Source organism: Acidimicrobiia bacterium (assembly GCA_035948415.1).
GTDB lineage: Bacteria > Actinomycetota > Acidimicrobiia > IMCC26256 > PALSA-555 > PALSA-555.
In genome coordinates this window covers 1-16,003 of sequence record DASZJD010000107.1, presented here as the reverse complement: position 1 = coordinate 16,003, position 16,003 = coordinate 1, and the positions used below count along the sequence as shown (strand labels likewise).

Below are 16,003 nucleotides of genomic sequence, written 5' to 3'. Positions count from 1 at the left end.
GTCGTGGGAGCCGGGACCCAGCCGTCCGACGAGCCGGACCCGCCGGTCGGGAACGGCCGGGCGATCGCCGTCGCCGCCGGTCGGGAGGGCGCCGTCGTCGTCTGCGCCGATCGTGACCGCGGGTCGGCCGAGGCCACGGCGGCCTGGATCGAGCGTGAGGGCGGAGTCGCGAGCGTGATCGTCGCCGACGTGGCGTCCGAAGCGGGCTGCTCGGGACTCATCGCCGACGCCGGCGACCTGGACGGGATCGTGCTGAACGTCGGGATCGGACGTGGCGGTCGCATGGCCCGGACGAGCGCCCAGGACTGGGACGAGACCCTCGCCGTCAACCTCCGGGCCCACTTTCTCATCGCCCGGGCGGCACTGCCGGGCCTCGCCGAGGGAGCCGCGATCGTCTTCATCGGCTCCGTCGCCGGCTTGCAGCCGGGAAGCCAGCTGCCCGCCTACGACGCTTCGAAGGCCGGGCTGCTCGGTCTCTGTCGCCACGTCGCGCTGGAGGGGGCGCGTCAGGGCGTCCGGGCCAACGTCGTGGCGCCGGGCCTGATCGACACCCCCCTCGGACGGTGGGCGTCGCGGGGGCGTCCAGCCCGCGAGCAGACCCCGGTGCCGCTCGGTCGCCAGGGAACGGCGTGGGAGGTCGCCGCCGCCACGCTGTTCCTCCTGTCCGACGACGCCAGCTACGTCACCGGGCAAGTGCTCGCCGTGGACGGGGGCCTGACCCTGATCTGACGACGGCCGGCGTCCGAGTCAGTGAACCGATCGGAGCGCGGCGCGGGCCGACGGCTCGATGGCTCGGCCGGGCCGCGTTGCGACCTAGTCGCCGCCCTCGTACTTGAACGAGACCTTGAGCTTGGCTCGATAGCTCGCGACCTCGCCGTCCTCGATCGTGAGGTCGAGCTCCGAGACCTCGGCGACGCGCAGGTCGCGCAGTGACCGTCCCGCTTGGGACACTGCGGCCGCGGCCGCCTTCTCCCACGAGTCGCTGCTGGTCCCCACGAGCTCGATGACTTTGTACACGCTCTCGGCCATGACGTCCCCCTCTGGTCACGTGGGTCTCGCGGACACGATCCGGCTCGGAGCGCACCGAGTCAAGTAGCTGTCGACGCCCCGAAGCGCTGCGTGTCGGCGGCGCTCCCGCTTTGCTCCAGCACACGTCGCGTTCCGAGACCCATCGCCGGTGCGGGGCGCCGCTGCCATACTCGGCCCCGTGAGCCCCTTCGTGGCGGCCGGAGCGGGGTTCCTCCTTGCCGTGCTGTGGTTCGACCTGATGTTCGACGTCCAGGTCCGCGGCCGTCGCGACGGTGAAGTTCCCGACGCGGCGTTGGCCTCGATCGCCGCCTACTACCGACGCGTCACGACGGACGCGAGACCGATGAACCGTCTCGTCGCCAGTGTGATGGTGCTCACCGTCGGCGCCATCGCGGTCCAGCTCGCCGACGGTGACGCGCCGACGTGGGTTGCGGCCACGTCGCTCGGCCTCGCCAGCGCGCCGATCGTCGTGGCCGCCGTGCACACGGTCCCGAGCGCGGTGCGACTCGGCACGGAGGCGGACGGTCGGTCAGAACGCAGCCGGCTCGCGCGCTCGATCTGCCGCGATCACGTCCTCTGCATCACGAGCATCGCGTCGCTCCTCGCCCTCCAGCTCGCGGCGGGGTCCTGATGCCGGCGCGTCGCGGTCGAACTGGGGCGCCGCGGGCTCGGTCGTCGCCGGGGGACTAGAAACCGGGTATGGACGGCGACGGGGTCGTGGTCGCGCCGCTACAAGGGACGGTCGTGTCCGTCGCGGTCCAGCTCGGTGGTCCGGTGCGGGCGGGCCAGGAGCTCGTCGTCATTGAGTCGATGAAGCTCGAGCACGTCGTGGTGGCCGAGATCGACGGTGTGGTCCGCCGTCTGGCCGCGGTCGTCGGTCAGACGGTGGCGCTCGGCGACGAGCTGGCGCTCGTGGAGCCGATCGGTGGACTGGAACCGGGCCGCCCGCCCACCGGCGATGCCGAGTCCGGGGCGCCGGTCGAGTCGGCGGCGTTGGCAGCGGTCCGAGCCCGGCACGAGCTCGGGCTCGACGCGGCCCGCTCGACCGCGGTCGCCCGGCGGCATGAGGCGGGTCGGCGCACGGCCCGAGAGAACGTCGACGATCTCTGCGACCCGGGCACCTTCGTCGAGTACGGGCCTCTGGTCGTGGCGGCTCAGCGCCGTCGTCGCCCCGACGAGGACCTCATGCGGACCACCCCCGCCGACGGGCTCGTCGGCGGCGTCGGCGCGATCGAGGGGCAGCCGGCTGTCGTCCTGTCGTACGACTACACCGTGTTGGCCGGAACCCAGGGGTATCAGAACCACCGGAAGAAGGACCGCCTCTTCGAGCTCGCCGAGCGCCAGCGGTGGCCACTCGTGCTCTTCGCGGAGGGAGGTGGCGGCCGTCCTGGCGACAGTGACGCGCCCGGCGTCTCCGGGCTCGACTGCCTGGCGTTCTCGTTGTTCGCGGGTCTCTCCGGTCTGGTTCCGCTCGTCGGGATCGTCGCCGGCCGTTGCTTCGCGGGCAACGCGGCCCTGTTGGGGTGCTGTGACGTGATCATCGCGACGACAGGCTCGAACATCGGGATGGGTGGTCCGGCGATGATCGAGGGCGGCGGCCTCGGCGTGTTCGAGCCGGAGGCGATCGGTCCCCTCCCGGTCCAGGTGGAGAACGGGGTGGTCGACGTGCCGGTCGCCGACGAAGCGGAAGCCGTCGCGGTCGCCAAGCGCTACCTGTCGTACTTCCGGGGACCCGCCCACCCATGGACTGCGGGCGACCCGACGATCCTCCGCTCCTTGGTCCCGGAGAACCGGCTGCGGGCCTACGACGTCCGGGCCGTGATCAAGGCGCTGGCCGACACCGAGTCCACCCTCGAGCTCCGGCGCGGCTTCGGGCGGGGAATCGTGACGGTGCTCGCGCGCGTGGAGGGCCGACCGCTCGGGATCATCAGCAACGACCCGACCCACCTCGGGGGCGCGATCGACGCCGACGGCGCGGACAAGGCGGCGCGGTTCATGCAGCTGTGCGACGCCTTCGACCTCCCGATGGTGTTCCTCTGCGACACACCCGGGTTCATGGTGGGGCCGGAGATCGAGGCCGCGGCCCAGGTCCGCCACGTCTCCCGCATGTTCGTCGTCGGCGCCAATCTGTCGGTGCCGTTCGGGACGATCGTGCTGCGAAAGGGCTACGGGCTCGGCGCGCAGGCGATGGCCGGCGGCAGCTTCAAGGCACCGGCCTTCTGCGTCGCCTGGCCCGGCGCCGAGGTCGGCGGGATGGGCCTCGAGGGCGCCGTCCGGCTGGGTTTCCGGCGCGAGCTGGAGGCGATCGACGACGCCGGTGAGCGTGAGCGCCGCTTCACCGAGATGGTCGAGCACGCCTACGCGAACGGTCGCGCCCTCAACGCCGCCAGCTACTTCGAGCTCGACGACGTCATCGATCCCGCCGATTCGCGTCGCTGGATCGCGTCGGCGTTCGCCAGCTGGCGCCCGGCGCCTCGCGACCACAAGAAGCGCCCCTGCATCGACACGTGGTGATGACGACCGCCACGAGTCGTCTCGCCGTGGCTCGTTGGGCCCGCTCCGGGACGGACGCGCGCGACACGCCCGCCGCGGGCAGGCCGAGGGGTGGCCCGAGCGGATGCACGTCGTTACAGTCCGTGACCTCAGCGAGCGGAGGTGTCGGAATGCCCAAGTTCCTGTGGCAGGCCTCGTACACGAGCGAAGGGGTCCAAGGCGTCCTGAAGGACGGCGGGACGGGACGGCGAGCGGCGATCGAGCGCCTCGTGCAGGGTCTGGGGGGTCGCCTCGAGGCCTTCTACTTCGCGTTCGGCTCGGATGACGTCATCGTGGTCGCTGACCTGCCCGACCAGCGGTCGGCCGCCGCCGTGGGCCTGACCGTCAACGCCCAGGGTCGCACGCAGCTGAAGACCACGGTGCTCCTCACCCCGGAGGAGATCGACGAGGCGGTCAAGACCTCCGTCGACTACCGACCCCCAGGGGGCTGATCGCCAGCGGGCCGGCGCGACCGGCAGCGAGCGCCGCCGCCGCGCGCGCCCGGATCCGACCGCGCCGGAGCGGGAGTTGGACGGCCGGGGCTGGCGCTGGCGGGTCTACTGCTCGGCGAGGATGGCCGCGAGCTCGACCACCGGGTCCCGCGTCACCGGGCCGGTGGCCACGACCTCGGCTCGCAGGATCTTGCCGTTGAACCGGAAGGGCGCGGTGTAGCCGTCGCCGACGGCCGGACCCCACTCGTAGCCGCAAGTCAGCCCGGCGCCGACGCCGTTGAACCCGGCGGGCGTGAAGCGTGCGATCGGTCCGTCGGCCACCGGGGTCCCGTCACAGCGCAAGACGGCGTGTCCACCATGGCGGTCGTCCTTCTCGAAGGTCAGCTCGACGGTGTGGCGACCCGGCTCGAGCACGGCGTCGGTCTCGATCGAGTGACGCTCCTTGCCGTACAGGTTGTGCACGTACCGGAGGCGGCCCCGGAGCACGTGGAGCGACCAGCCGCCGAGCACGCACCCCAGCGCGAGCAGCACGCCCGCCGGGACGGTCCCGTCGGGCACGTCCACCTCGACGCGGAGGGCGTGGGAGCGGTTCCTGACGTTCACCGCGACGTGCTCGGGGACCTGCGAGCCGCCCTGGAAGTAGCGGAAGCGGTCCCGTGGCCGCCGGCGCGACGGCTTCGGGTACGCGAGCGTCCACAGCACTCGGTTGTCGAGCGGCAGCACCTGATTGCGCTCGGCTTCCTCCCACCACCGGGCGACGAGCTCCGCCACCCGCTCGGGGCTCCGGCTCGCCAGGTCCTCGGTCTCGGAGAGGTCCTCCGCCACGTGGTACAGCTCCCACACGTCGTCGTCGAACGGCGCGTTCGGGTTGAGCCCGTCGTCGTACATCGGGCCGATTGGGTGGAAGGTCACCGCCTTCCACCCGTCGTGGTAGATGGCGCGCGATCCGAACATCTCGAAGTACTGGGTGGTGTGTCGCTCGGGTGCCGCGCCGGCGTCATCGTCGAGGACGTAGGCGAAGCTCACCCCGTCGATGGATGCCTGCGAGACGTGGTCCACCTCGGCGGGCGCGTCGACGCCCACGAGCTCGAGCACGGTCGGCAGGACGTCGATGGCGTGCGCGAACTGGCGGCGCACGCCGCCGACGGAGCCGGCCAGCCGGCCGGGCCACGACACGATGCAAGGGTCGGCGACGCCACCCTCGTGGACCTCCCGCTTCCACCGCTTGAAGGGTGTGTTCCCCGCCATCGTCCAGCCCCACGGGTAGTTGTTGTGGGTGGATGGTCCACCGATCTCGCCGATGCGCGCCCGCATCTCGGCCGGCGGGGCGGGATCGAAGTTGTAGAGGCGGACGTCGTTGATCGATCCGTGGCGGCCACCCTCGGCGCTGGCCCCGTTGTCCGAGACGAGCACCACGAGCGTGTCGTCGAGGTCGCCGATGTCCTCGAGAAAGGCGAGGAGCCGCCCGATCTGCGCGTCGGTGTAGGAGAGGAAGCCCGCGAAGCACTCCATGAACCGCGCCGAGAGCGCTCGGTCCTCCTCGTCGAGGTCGGTCCAGGCGGGAACCCACGACGGGCGCGGCGAGAGTCGCGTCCCCGGCGGGAGCAGGCCCATCGCCAGCTGCCGGGCGAAGGTGCGCTCGCGCCAGACGTCCCACCCCTCGTCGAACGCCCCGCGGTACCGGTCGATCCACTCGGGCGGCGCGTGGTGGGGCGAGTGGCAGGCGCCAGTGCAGAGGTAGAGGAAGAACCGCTGGTCGGCGTCGACCGCCCGGAGATCGCCCAGGAACTCGATGGCGCGGTCGGCGAGGTCGGCGCTGAGGTGATACCCCTCGTCGATCGTCCTCGGCGGGCGCACCGAGTGGTTGTCGTGGTACAGCGCGGGCACGAACTGGTGCGTCTCCCCGCCGTGGAACCCGTACCAACGGTCGAAGCCCCGACCGAGCGGCCACGTCCACCGCGGCGCCGCCATGTGGGTCTCGTCGTCCGGGGTCAGGTGCCACTTCCCCACCGCGTAGGTGGCGTATCCCCTCGCTCGGAGGATCTCCGAGAGGTACCCGTTCTCCTTGGGTGGTGTCCCGCAGTAGCCGGGGAACCCCATCGCGAGGTCCGCCACCCGTCCCATGCCGTTGCGGTGCTGGTTGCGACCCGTGAGCAGACAAGCCCGCGTGGGAGAGCACAGCGCGGTCGTGTGGAAGTTCGCCAGCCGGACCCCGCGGGCGGCCACGCCGTCGATCGTGGGTGTGGCCACGTCGGAGCCGTAGCAGCCGAGCTGCGCGAACCCCACGTCGTCGAGCACGAGCAGGATCACGTTCGGTGCCCCCGCCGGCGGAGCGGGCTCGGGCGCCCACCACGGCTCCGAGTCGCGCCAGTCGCGCCCGATCCTTCCGCCGAACTCCACCTGCCGAGGCATGCGCACAACTCCCGTTCGAGACCAGGCCCGTCGCGCCTGGCGCTGCTGCTCGAGATTGGCCGCGCATCGTAGAGGCGCCCGCGGACCGCGAGACAGCCCGTCGCTGCCGTCGTCGCGCGTCGATCGGGTCACGGCCGACCGGCGGAGCGTCCCTGCTGGCACCCACCGACCGGGGGCCGACCGGGGCGGTGTTGCTCCGTCGTCGTTCCGACGGGGACCGTTTCCGAGCCCACCTCGGACCGCTGTCAAGCGGGTGTGATGATACGGACGTGCCCATGACCGTGGTCGGCTCGCTCGGCGACCACGCCCCGCAATGGGACGCGCTGCTCGATCTGGCGCCCCGACCCTCGCCCTTCCTTCGCTCGTGGTGGCTCGCCGCCATCGAGCAGGCCACCGCGAGGTACGCGCTGATCACGGAGGGCGACGCCCTGATCGGCGGTGTCGCGCTCGAGGCTGACCGCCGTCTCGGCGTGCGGCGCGAACGCCTGGCGGGTTCGGGGGCGCTCGCCCCCCACAACCTCGATGTCGTGGCCGTCCCCGGGCGCGACGCGGAGATCTGCGGGCTGCTGGACCGCCAGCCGTGGCACCAACCCCCTTGGATCGGCGACTTCTTCGGCGTCGGCCCGGAGAGCTCGCTGCTGCGATACGCGCCCGACTCCGCCCGCGTCGACCGTCTCGACGGGGCCCCGTGGCTGAGCCTTCCGAGCGACTTCGACGCCTACCTTGCCGCTCGGCCGAAGAAGCTCCGCCAGGAGATCCGTCGTGTCGAGCGTCGGCTCACCGAGGCGGGCTACGAGTACCGCGCCGTCGATCACGCCGACTCGGACCGAGCGTTCTCGACCTTTGAGGCGCTGCACCGACGGCGGTGGGGCACCGGCTCGCACGTCCTCCCCGAGCTGGAGCGACTCCGTCTCGCCGTCGAGGCAGGCGCAGCACGCGGCGAGGTGGCGTTCCAGGAGATCGTGGTCGGCCGGCGGGTGGTGGCGACGCTCCTTACGCTCGAGGTCGGGGGAATCTCGTCGTGGTATCAGACGGGCCGCGAGCCGGACACCAGGAACGTGGGAACCCTGCTCAAGGCGAGAGCGATCGAGCGGTCATGTCGTCTCGGCCATCGCGCCATCGACCTCTGCGTCGGCGAGGATCCGGCAAAGGTGCAGTGGGCGGACACGGTCGTGCCCGTGCTGCGGGTTCGCTGGTCGGCGGGGCGGGTCGGCCGGCTGACGCTGGGCGCGCTCGCCTGGCTCGGGGCGAGGCTCCGCTCGGCGTCGCGGTCGTCGCCGGTTGGCGCGTCGACGCCGAACCGGCCACCGACGGCGCCCGGGGACGATCAGTAGGTGGCGCTGAACGGCTCGGGAAGCTCGCGCACCGCCCCCGGCGCCGAGGGGTCCAGGCCGAGCCGCACGGTGAAACGGTGCTCGGGCCGGGTGCGCTCAAGCCGGAGCTTGTGGGCCGCCCGGTAGGAGAACGTCTTCAAGGCCGGCGCGACGCCGGTCTCCGCCGTAGCGCGGCACGGGAGATGCAAGGAGCGGGATAGGAACCGGTTGGCGAGCCACACGCGCTGCCGGCGACGGCTTCGGCCCGTGACGAACTCAGCCGCCAGCGAGACGTTGACCGCCTCGTGGTTCTCCACCCGGTGGGGCGCGTTCTGCGGCCAGGCGATGAGCGTGCCCGGCCCGATGTCGTACCGGGTCGCGGCGGCGTCGAAGGATCGGTGGTACGGAAGGTTCTCGATCCGAATGCCCGCGAAGATGTCCTCGACGTCGGATTGGTCGGCGAAGGAACGGTCCTGGTCCGGGTACACCCAGATGCTCTTGGTCCCTCGGATGTGCAGGAGGAGGTTCGGCCCGGCGTCGAGGTGGTAGTAGACGATCGCCGCTGGGGATGACACCAGCAGGGTCAGGCGGGCCGTGCCGCCGAGCAGGTCGGGGAGCACGTCCCCGAGCTCGGCGAAGATCCGGTCGCGTAGCTCGGCCAGGTCGGGGTGGTAGCGGTCGACGTGGAGGACGTTGAGCCAGAGGCGTCCGATCCGTACCGCGTCGAGCAGCCCCGATCCGCCCGCGCCGCCGGCGTCGACAAGCTGCCAGTCGGAGGGTCGAGTGGGGTCACCGCCGGTCGAGAAGACCATGAGGTGCTCGCGCGGGTGCCGATCCAAGACGGCCACCAGGCCGTCGTCGTCGAAGAGCGGGGACGAATCGAGGTCGTGGCGACCGAGCACGACGCTGCGGGTGAGCGCGGCGCCGTCGCCGTCCTCGAGGGCGAGGAGGGCACCCGAGCCGAGCCGAGACACCGTCGACCGGGCTGATTCGGCCATGTCGAGCCAGGATAGTGGCGCTCCCCGCGCATCGACGCCGGTGGAACCAGTCGCGTCGCCGGTCGCCGGTCGGTCGCCGCACGGTTGCTGCGCCGGCGCGGGGGCTGGCACACGCGGCGAAGGCTCGGTGCTACAGCCCTTCGACTCGGTTCCGGGCCTGGTCGGTGGCTTGTCGTTCGGCTCGCTTCTGGCGCTTGGCGACGCGCTTCTCCTGCAGGGATTTCCCCTTCTTCTTGTCGCTGGATCGATGTGGCGATTTGTCACCCATGTGGCGCTCCTGACTCGGGATCGGCTCCGGCCGTTGGTCTCGGCGCCGCGGCGTCACGGCCGAACCGATGGCCTGGCTCCGCCTCGCGCGCCCTCGCGTCCGCCTCATCGAGCGTCCGCCGCACATCCTCGACGTTGAACGGCTGCTCCTCAAAGGAGACCGCGTCCCATTGGCTCCGTGGCGTCGCGAAGTAGTCGCCCCCGTAGACGTGGATCGCGGCCGTGTAGCCGCCGTACGGGTTGCTCACGGCGTGGATGGCGTCGGCGCCGAGCAGGGCGACGTCGCCGGCGTCGAGGCGCCGCCCGCCCGACACGCCGATCCCGCTGCCGGTACGCCGGTAGAACGTGTTGTCTTCGCCGCCTCCGTAGATGCCGTTCGCGGCCCACATCCGATGATCGTGGGGGAACAGCACCACGTGCGGTGGCCACACGAACTGGAGCACGGTGAGCTCCGCCGATCGGTGCAGGGTGCGGAAGCCGCCGCGTGTCGGCGGCGTCAGCGCGTCGTCGAGGTCGCTCGGCCGGGAGATCGCTCGCTCGACCAGCTCCTTGACCGCGACCGCGGGCGTCGCCTCTCCGAGCGCGGACCGGCAGTCGGTCACGAACGCATCGAGGTCGAACACGGCCGAAACCCCCTGCTGCGCCGGGGCGTACCAAGAACCTATTCCGAAATCGGCGGCAGGAGTTGCACGGGCCCTCCGAGCGGCGCCAACGCCCCGGCGGCCCGGCATCGGTCTCGTCCCGGATCCGTCGCGACCGGATCCGGGCCCGGGCGGGCCCGCCTCGACGCCGGGCGCGCTCAGGCCCGACGAGCCGGACGCCGAAGCACTGAGCGGGTCGCCGGGCCCCGACGCGCGACCGCGACGTTCGAGGCTCGGGGTCGCGCCGATCAGGGGAAGTCGAGGTCGCGGTGACGAGGCGTCGACATCGAGCGGGGGGCACCGATCCAGGCTGGGCGCGGCACGGTAGGCTCCCCCGCGCAGGGATAGAGGCACGTGCACGAGAACTGTTCGTGAGCGCGCATCGACGCGCCATCGCTAGCCGCGGGTGGGGGCCGCTCCGCCCCGTGGTCCTCGCCGTGGTCGGCGCCGCGCTGGTGGTGAGTGTGACCACGGTCACGACGGCGGCCGCGGCGCCCGAGGGCCGACGTGACGGGGTTTGGGTCGCGGCGTGGAGCGGCAGCCCCGAGGGCCTGTTTCCGCTGATGCTCCCGAGGGGCGCGCGGAGCGGGACCCGCTCGCGGCAGATCACGCTGCGGGAGGTCATCCATCCGAGCGTCGGCGGGACGATGCTCCGGGTTCGGATCACCAACGTGTTCGGCGTCGAGCCCTTGCCCGTCGAGGCCGCGACCGTGGCCGTGTCGGCGCGGTCGGGCGCGATCGTCGACGGCACCCTGCAGGTGGCCAGGTTCCACCGTCGGCGCGCCATCACGCTGCCGGCCGGCGGCGAGGTGGTGAGCGACCCGATACGGCTCGGCACCAAGCCCCCGGAGGACCTGGCGATCAGCATCGCGGTGCCGTCCGGGACGACGTCCGCCACGCAGAACCTGGATCCCCAGCAGCACAACTTCGCGGCCTGGGGAAGCCGCACCTCCCAGCTGACCGGGAAGGGGTTCTCGGCATCTCCGGCGTGGTCGTGGATCAGCGACGTCGACGTCCTCCGCCCCTCACCGGCCCACGCGGTGGTGACCCTCGGCGACTCGCTCACGAGCGGCACGGGATCGACCATCGACGCCAACGATCGCTGGCCGGACGTCCTCGCTCGGCGCCTCGACCAACGGCCCGGAAACAGCACGGCCGTCGTCAACGCGGGGATCGCCGGGAACCAGCTCCTCCGTGCGACGTCGTGGAGCCCGAGCGCCATCTCGCGTTTTCAGCGCGACGTCCTCAGCCAGACCGGTGCCCGGACCGTGATCGTCCTCGAGGGGGTGAACGACCTCAACAACGGCAGCGCCGTGATGGCCAGCGCGCTGATCACGGGCTACCGGCGGATCATCGCCGCCGCCCATCAGGCCGGCGTACGCGTCATCGGCGGCACGATTCTGCCGTTCGAGGGCTACGCGCTCTGGTCCCCGATCAAGGAGATCGAACGCCAGCGGGTGAACACGTGGATCCGCAAGGGTGGCGCGTTCGACGGGGTGATCGACGTCGCGAACGCGGTGGCCGACCCGAGCGACCCGCGGCGCATCGGACCGAGCTTCGACAGCGGCGACCACCTGCACCTCAACAACGACGGCTACGCCGCCATCGCGTTCGCAGTCCCACTCGACGGGCTCTGACGAGGCCCACCTACACTCCCCTCGTGGGTCTGCTCGAGGCCACACAGCGCGCGTTCCTCCGGTTCCACCAGGGTGTCTACGAACGCAGCGGCGGTCGCGTCGGCCACCGGATGATCGGCGTGCCATCGCTGCTGCTGCGGACGACCGGGCGCCACTCCGGACGGGAGCGCACGGTCGCGCTGGTGTACGCCCACGACGGCGATGACCTCGTGCTCGTCGCGTCGAACGGTGGCGCGGACCGCCCGCCGGGCTGGCTGCACAACGTCCGCGACCACCCGACGGTCGCGCTCCGGGTCGGGCGGCGGCAGCTGGTCGGTCGGGCGCGGGTCGTCGAGCCGGCCGACGTCGACTACCAGCGACTCTGGACGCTCGTCAACGACCGCAACCGCGGGCGGTACGAGCAGTACCAGCGCAAGACGAGCCGCCCGATCGCCCTGGTGGTCGTGCAGCCGAGCTGAGAGCGGCGCCGACGCCGTCCCCCCGGCGCCGCCAGCACGCGACCACCCCGCGCCTCTCAGCGACAGGCGGTACGACCGCGGTTCGGTGCTCGTCGGCGGTGCGGCTTCGACAGCACGAGCATCGCCGCGGCATGATTCCCGCGGTGCGGGGACGGAAGGCGCGTGAGGTCGCGTCGCGTCGCGGTTCGCATCGGTGGCGCGTCGGAACGCGCCGGGGGCTGCCGCTCGTCGGGTTGGCGTTGGTGGTCGCGACGCTGCCGACCTCGGGCGCGCCGTTGCGCAACGTGACCGTCCGCGTCAACGGCCGCCTGGTGGCCCTCGGCGATCCGGCGACGGCGCGCCAGGCGCTGGCCCGAGCCCGAACGCCCTGGCCCCGCGACGGACGCCTGCTCGCTGTCGCCAGCGGGCGCGTCCTCGACCCGCACTGGCACCCCGGCACCGTGCGGTGGACCCGGCGCCGGCTCCGACCGAGTTCACGCCTGCGGGACGGGTCGAAGCTCGTCGTGCGCGACGGCGTCGACGCCGTCGAAGCAACGCGACCGATCGAAGATCCGATTCCCGCCGCCGGGCTGCCGCCGATCGAGTACAACCTGTGGAACCCCGGTACGCCGGGCCTCGGCGACGACGCCATCGGGCTTCGGAGCGGCGAGGTCGTGCGCCGGGGCGTGCTCCGAGGCCCCGTGGCCGCCGCACCCGTCCCCGGGAGGGTGGTCGCACTGACGTTCGACGACGGGCCCGATCCTCGGTTCACGCCGGCCGTGCTCGCCATCCTCCGCGAGGGCGGGGTCAAAGCCGCCTTCTGCGTCATCGGGCACTGGGCCCGACTGCACCCCGAGCTCCTCCAGGCCATCCGGGCCGACGGTCACGTGCTCTGCGACCACACCGAGACCCACCCCGCGCTCGACCGGATCCCCGGCGAGCAGGTCGCGGGCCAGCTCGCGGCGCCGGTCGAGTACTGCCGGCTCGTCACCGGCGAGAAGCCCGGGTTCTTCCGCGCCCCGTACGGGGCCACGACGGCGGCGGTCCTCGACGCCGCCCGCGCCCAGGGCCTGCGGATCCTCCAGTGGTCGGTCGACCCGCAGGACTGGACCCGACCCGGCGTCACCACCATCGTCGGCCGCGTCCTCAAGCAGCTGCACCCAGGCGCGATCGTGCTCATGCACGACGGCGGCGGCGACCGATCCGAGACCGTCGCGGCCCTGCCCGTGATCATCTCGGCCCTGCGGGCCCAGGGCTACACGTTCGCCCAGCCGCTGGCGTCGTAGCCGGGCGGCGGCTCGGCGCCGTTCCTCGCCCCGCGGTGAGGGGGCCCAGCCGTGCGGGCGCGTCGTCGGCACGTCCCTGGCGGTCGCCAATACGATCGGCGCCTGCCCGCCAGCCCACCGGTGCCGTTCTTCCTCGCTCGCCCCGCCGGGTCGCCGCCGTGGCCTGGCGTCGTCGTCCTGATGGAGGGCGCGGGGATCAGCCCCCAGCTGCTGCGGGTGTGCGAGCGCCTCGCCGCCGAGGGCTACGCCGCCGTCGCACCCGACTTGTTCCACCATCTCGGCGGGAGCGACCCCGACAAGCTGCCGGACCAGTTCATGGCGCTGCGTCGCGACGACGCGCTCGCGGACATCCGCGCCTGCGCCGACGAGCTGCGCCGGCAGGGCGCGTCGGCGGTCGGGGTGACCGGGTTCTGCATGGGAGGCCGGCTCGCCTACGAGGCGGCGACCCACGGAGTCGACGTCCAGGCCGCGGCGCCGTTCTACGGCGCCCGGACCGGGAAGATCCTCGGTGAACCCGGCTGTCCCCTGCTGTGCTTCTTCGGCGGCCAGGACGAGTTCATCCCCGCCGAGGAGATCGCGGCCGTCGAGGCCCGCCATCCAGGCCAGGTCGTCGTCTACCCCCACGCCGGCCACGGCTTCATGCGCGACGGCTCGAGCAGCTACGACGAGGTGGCCGCGACCGACGCGTGGCGACGGCTGCTCGTGTTCTTCGCCGAGCATCTCGCCTGACGCGTCTCGGTGCACGTCAGCGTCGGGTCCTGTTCTTCCGGGAAGACGAGCTCTCCCTCACCGCCAACGCCAAGATCCGCGCCGGCACCCTCCGGCAGCTCGCTGCGGGCCGCCTCGCGCTCGACCCCGGCGACACCGTCGGCGAGTCGGTTACGGGGACCTGAGCCGGACGGCGCCGGTTCAACGTGCGGCGCGGGCCGCGTCGATCAGCTCCTCGACCGGCGGCCGGTCATCGGGCCTCGCCGACCGGTACGCGTACGCGAGGCGGCCCCGGGGGTCGACCACGAAGTCGCCGCCGAGCTGCCGCGTGTCCTGCGTCGGTCGCCGCAAGCGTCGCCCGGCGCGGATCAGGCGCACGTAGGCGCGGATGGTCCGGGGACCCCAGATGCGCCACCACGGCGCCCGTTCGAGTCCAAAGGCGCGGTACGTGGCTCGCGTCTCGTCGGCGAGCACGGGGTAGCGGAGGCCGAGCTGGCGGCGGAAGCCGCGGAGGTTGCGCGACGCCGTAAAGGTGATCAGGACGACGGAGGCGTCGCCGAACTCCTCGAGGTGGTCGCTCACGGCGACCGCGTGCTCGTGGCACGGGAGTCACGCCAGATGACGGTGGAAGATCAGGACCACGGTCCGGCCCCGCTGGTCGGCGAGCCGCCAGTGCCGCCCCGCGTCGTCGGGCAGATCGACGCTGGGGCTCACGTCACCGGGCATCACGCTCATCTCAATCTCCTCCCGCTCGGCTGACCGAGCGTCGCACCTGGCGGCCCGATCCGGAAGCCGCGGCCGAGGCCGACGTCGGGCCCCGGCGCGACAACCTCGACCTCGGGCACACTGGTCCGGTGGCTGGCCCGAGCGGTGGGAAGCGGGTCGGGCTCCTCGCGCCGATGGAGCACGAGCTGCAGCCGCTCGTGCGGCGGCTCGGGCTGGAGCCCGACGGTCCCGTCTACCGGGGGCGGGCGGGGGACGTCGAGGTCGTCGCCCTCCTGACGACCATGGGGATGGCCGCCGCGGCGGCGGCGGCCCGGCGCATCCTCGAGGAGGACGTGGACTGGGTCATCGTGGTCGGCATCGCGGGTGGCCTCGATCCCGAGCGCACCACGATCGGTGATCTGGTGGTCCCCGAGGCGGTGATCGACCGCGTCGCCGGCGTCTCATACCGGCCCTCGCGGCTCGGCGACCACCCGCCCCGCGGCACGATCAGCTGCGGCGACGAGCTCATCGTCGACCCCGCGCGCCTAGGCGAGATGCTGGCCGACGGGGTCGTGGCCGTCGACATGGAGACCGCCGCCGTCGCCGCGGTGTGCGAGGGCGCCGGCTGTCCGTGGTCGGTGTTCCGCGGCATCAGCGACTTCGCCGGAGAGGGCCTCGTCGACGAGGAGCTCTTCGCCCTGAGCCGTCCGGACGGCACCGCCGACGCCGACGCCCTGACCCGCTACCTTGACGCCAACCCGGGGAAAGCCGACGTGCTCATCCGGCTTGCGCAGGACATGTCGGCGGCGACCGAGGCCGCCGCCGACGCCGCGATCCGCTCGCTCACCTCCGTCTGACCCCGCCCTCGCGTCGCCGCGCGTCACGACCCGATTTCGGACGTCGCTATCCGCGGTCACGCCCAGAACGGTTCGTAGGATTGGCGACGGGGAGGATTCGGAGGTTCCGTGATGGAGCGGGGTGGCCTCGGGCGCAGCCTGACCTCGATTCTCTCGGGTTCGTACGACACGCCGGCTGACAACGGCCCGGCCGCCGCGGCGTCCAACGCCGACGCCGGCCTCTCGCTGGCGTACGAGACCCTGACCCTGCTCGTCCGGTCTCGCCAGCTGCGCGACGCGGTCGCCGTGGTCGACGACCCCACCCTCGGTCGACAGCTCCTCGTCGCCGGGCGTCGCCCGCTCACCGCCGAGGACGAGGACCGGTTCGACGGACCGCCGGGCTGTCACACCGACCCGTCCTCATCGGTCAGCGCGCTCGAGCGCGAGCTGGTGCACCGGATCTGCGCGGCGGCGCTTCGGTGCGCCGCGCTCGAACCCGAGCCCGCGGCCGCGATCGACCAGCTCGAGATCGCGCTGCGGCGCCTCCCCGGCGTGTTCGGGGTGGCCCTCGACGAGGAGGACCCGATCGTCGAGGTCCACGCCAGCAGCGGGACCGAGCCCGACCTCGCCCGTCGTGTCGGATCGCTCGCCCGCGCCCACCTGGAGGACGTCCTCACCGTCGACCTCGTTCGCCGCGCTCGGCTTCCCGAGCCACCGGCCGCCATGACCGAGCCACCCGCGGCCGCCGAA

The 16,003-nt window shown here is 72.5% G+C and carries 17 protein-coding genes and 1 pseudogene; 11 read left to right on the top strand and 7 right to left on the bottom strand.

All coding sequences use genetic code 11. The features are described 5' to 3' along the window. Window positions 1–729, top strand: a 729-nt coding sequence (locus VG869_14805; GenBank protein ID HEV3452453.1) for an SDR family NAD(P)-dependent oxidoreductase, incomplete at its 5' end; no start/stop codon positions are given. Window positions 730–813: 84 nt separating this feature from the next. Here VG869_14805 and VG869_14800 read toward each other — a convergent pair. After that, window positions 814–1,029, bottom strand: coding sequence for a dodecin family protein (locus tag VG869_14800; protein HEV3452452.1), 216 nt, complete (start codon window positions 1,027–1,029; stop codon window positions 814–816). A gap of 178 nt (window positions 1,030–1,207) precedes the next feature. Here VG869_14800 and VG869_14795 point away from each other — a divergent pair, with 178 nt between their 5' ends. The 3 genes from VG869_14795 (at window position 1,208) to VG869_14785 (ending at window position 4,013) form a co-directional block, all read left to right on the top strand. Continuing rightward, window positions 1,208–1,660 carry a hypothetical protein gene (locus tag VG869_14795; protein HEV3452451.1) on the top strand — a complete coding sequence of 151 codons (453 nt, stop codon included), beginning with the start codon at window positions 1,208–1,210 and terminating at the stop codon, window positions 1,658–1,660. Between the two features lie 68 nt (window positions 1,661–1,728). Next, window positions 1,729–3,543 (top strand): carboxyl transferase domain-containing protein, encoded by a 1,815-nt coding sequence (locus tag VG869_14790; protein HEV3452450.1) that lies wholly within the window; start codon window positions 1,729–1,731, stop codon window positions 3,541–3,543. Between the two features lie 149 nt (window positions 3,544–3,692). After that, the gene (locus tag VG869_14785) at window positions 3,693–4,013 is read left to right on the top strand and encodes a GYD domain-containing protein (GenBank protein ID HEV3452449.1); all 321 of its coding nucleotides are present in this window, start codon (window positions 3,693–3,695) and stop codon (window positions 4,011–4,013) included. 105 nt (window positions 4,014–4,118) lie between these two features. Here the strand turns inward: VG869_14785 and VG869_14780 are convergent, their stop codons facing one another. Further along, the gene (locus VG869_14780) at window positions 4,119–6,425 is read right to left on the bottom strand and encodes an arylsulfatase (protein HEV3452448.1); all 2,307 of its coding nucleotides are present in this window, start codon (window positions 6,423–6,425) and stop codon (window positions 4,119–4,121) included. A 275-nt stretch (window positions 6,426–6,700) separates the two neighbouring features. On the opposite strand from VG869_14780, the gene VG869_14775 reads away from it, so the two are divergent. Beyond that, window positions 6,701–7,759 carry a GNAT family N-acetyltransferase gene (locus VG869_14775; GenBank protein HEV3452447.1) on the top strand — a complete coding sequence of 353 codons (1,059 nt, stop codon included), beginning with the start codon at window positions 6,701–6,703 and terminating at the stop codon, window positions 7,757–7,759. On the opposite strand, the gene VG869_14770 is transcribed toward VG869_14775, so the two are convergent. The 3 genes from VG869_14770 to VG869_14760 form a co-directional block, all read right to left on the bottom strand. Next, complete coding sequence (locus VG869_14770; GenBank protein HEV3452446.1) at window positions 7,753–8,736, bottom strand: hypothetical protein; 984 nt, start codon at window positions 8,734–8,736, stop codon at window positions 7,753–7,755. The genes VG869_14775 and VG869_14770 overlap by 7 nt on opposite strands. A gap of 130 nt (window positions 8,737–8,866) precedes the next feature. Continuing rightward, window positions 8,867–9,004, bottom strand: a complete 138-nt coding sequence (locus VG869_14765; GenBank protein HEV3452445.1) for a hypothetical protein — start codon at window positions 9,002–9,004, stop codon at window positions 8,867–8,869. After that, window positions 8,997–9,626 (bottom strand): hypothetical protein, encoded by a 630-nt coding sequence (locus VG869_14760; protein ID HEV3452444.1) that lies wholly within the window; start codon window positions 9,624–9,626, stop codon window positions 8,997–8,999. The genes VG869_14765 and VG869_14760 overlap by 8 nt, the downstream gene beginning before the upstream one ends. A 443-nt stretch (window positions 9,627–10,069) precedes the next feature. Here VG869_14760 and VG869_14755 point away from each other — a divergent pair, with 443 nt between their 5' ends. From VG869_14755 to VG869_14740, 4 genes are all read left to right on the top strand, one after another. Further along, the gene (locus VG869_14755) at window positions 10,070–11,281 is read left to right on the top strand and encodes an SGNH/GDSL hydrolase family protein (GenBank protein HEV3452443.1); all 1,212 of its coding nucleotides are present in this window, start codon (window positions 10,070–10,072) and stop codon (window positions 11,279–11,281) included. 23 nt (window positions 11,282–11,304) lie between these two features. Beyond that, the gene (locus VG869_14750; GenBank protein HEV3452442.1) at window positions 11,305–11,739 is read left to right on the top strand and encodes a nitroreductase/quinone reductase family protein; all 435 of its coding nucleotides are present in this window, start codon (window positions 11,305–11,307) and stop codon (window positions 11,737–11,739) included. Between the two features lie 242 nt (window positions 11,740–11,981). Continuing rightward, window positions 11,982–13,004 (top strand): polysaccharide deacetylase family protein, encoded by a 1,023-nt coding sequence (locus VG869_14745; GenBank protein HEV3452441.1) that lies wholly within the window; start codon window positions 11,982–11,984, stop codon window positions 13,002–13,004. Between the two features lie 120 nt (window positions 13,005–13,124). Further along, window positions 13,125–13,733: a dienelactone hydrolase family protein gene (locus VG869_14740; protein ID HEV3452440.1), complete on the top strand. Its 609-nt coding sequence runs from the start codon at window positions 13,125–13,127 to the stop codon at window positions 13,731–13,733. Window positions 13,734–13,913: 180 nt separating this feature from the next. Here VG869_14740 and VG869_14735 read toward each other — a convergent pair. Together VG869_14735 and VG869_14730 are read right to left on the bottom strand one after the other, a co-directional pair. Beyond that, window positions 13,914–14,306 (bottom strand): annotated as a pseudogene (locus VG869_14735) (AhpC/TSA family protein). 15 nt (window positions 14,307–14,321) lie between these two features. Next, complete coding sequence (locus VG869_14730) at window positions 14,322–14,447, bottom strand: hypothetical protein (protein HEV3452439.1); 126 nt, start codon at window positions 14,445–14,447, stop codon at window positions 14,322–14,324. A 119-nt stretch (window positions 14,448–14,566) separates the two neighbouring features. Between VG869_14730 and VG869_14725 the strand changes: the two genes are divergently transcribed. Both VG869_14725 and VG869_14720 read left to right on the top strand, forming a co-directional pair. After that, window positions 14,567–15,274 (top strand): hypothetical protein, encoded by a 708-nt coding sequence (locus tag VG869_14725; protein HEV3452438.1) that lies wholly within the window; start codon window positions 14,567–14,569, stop codon window positions 15,272–15,274. A 111-nt stretch (window positions 15,275–15,385) separates the two neighbouring features. Beyond that, window positions 15,386–16,003 (top strand): hypothetical protein (locus VG869_14720; GenBank protein HEV3452437.1); only part of this gene is annotated, 618 nt, incomplete at its 3' end.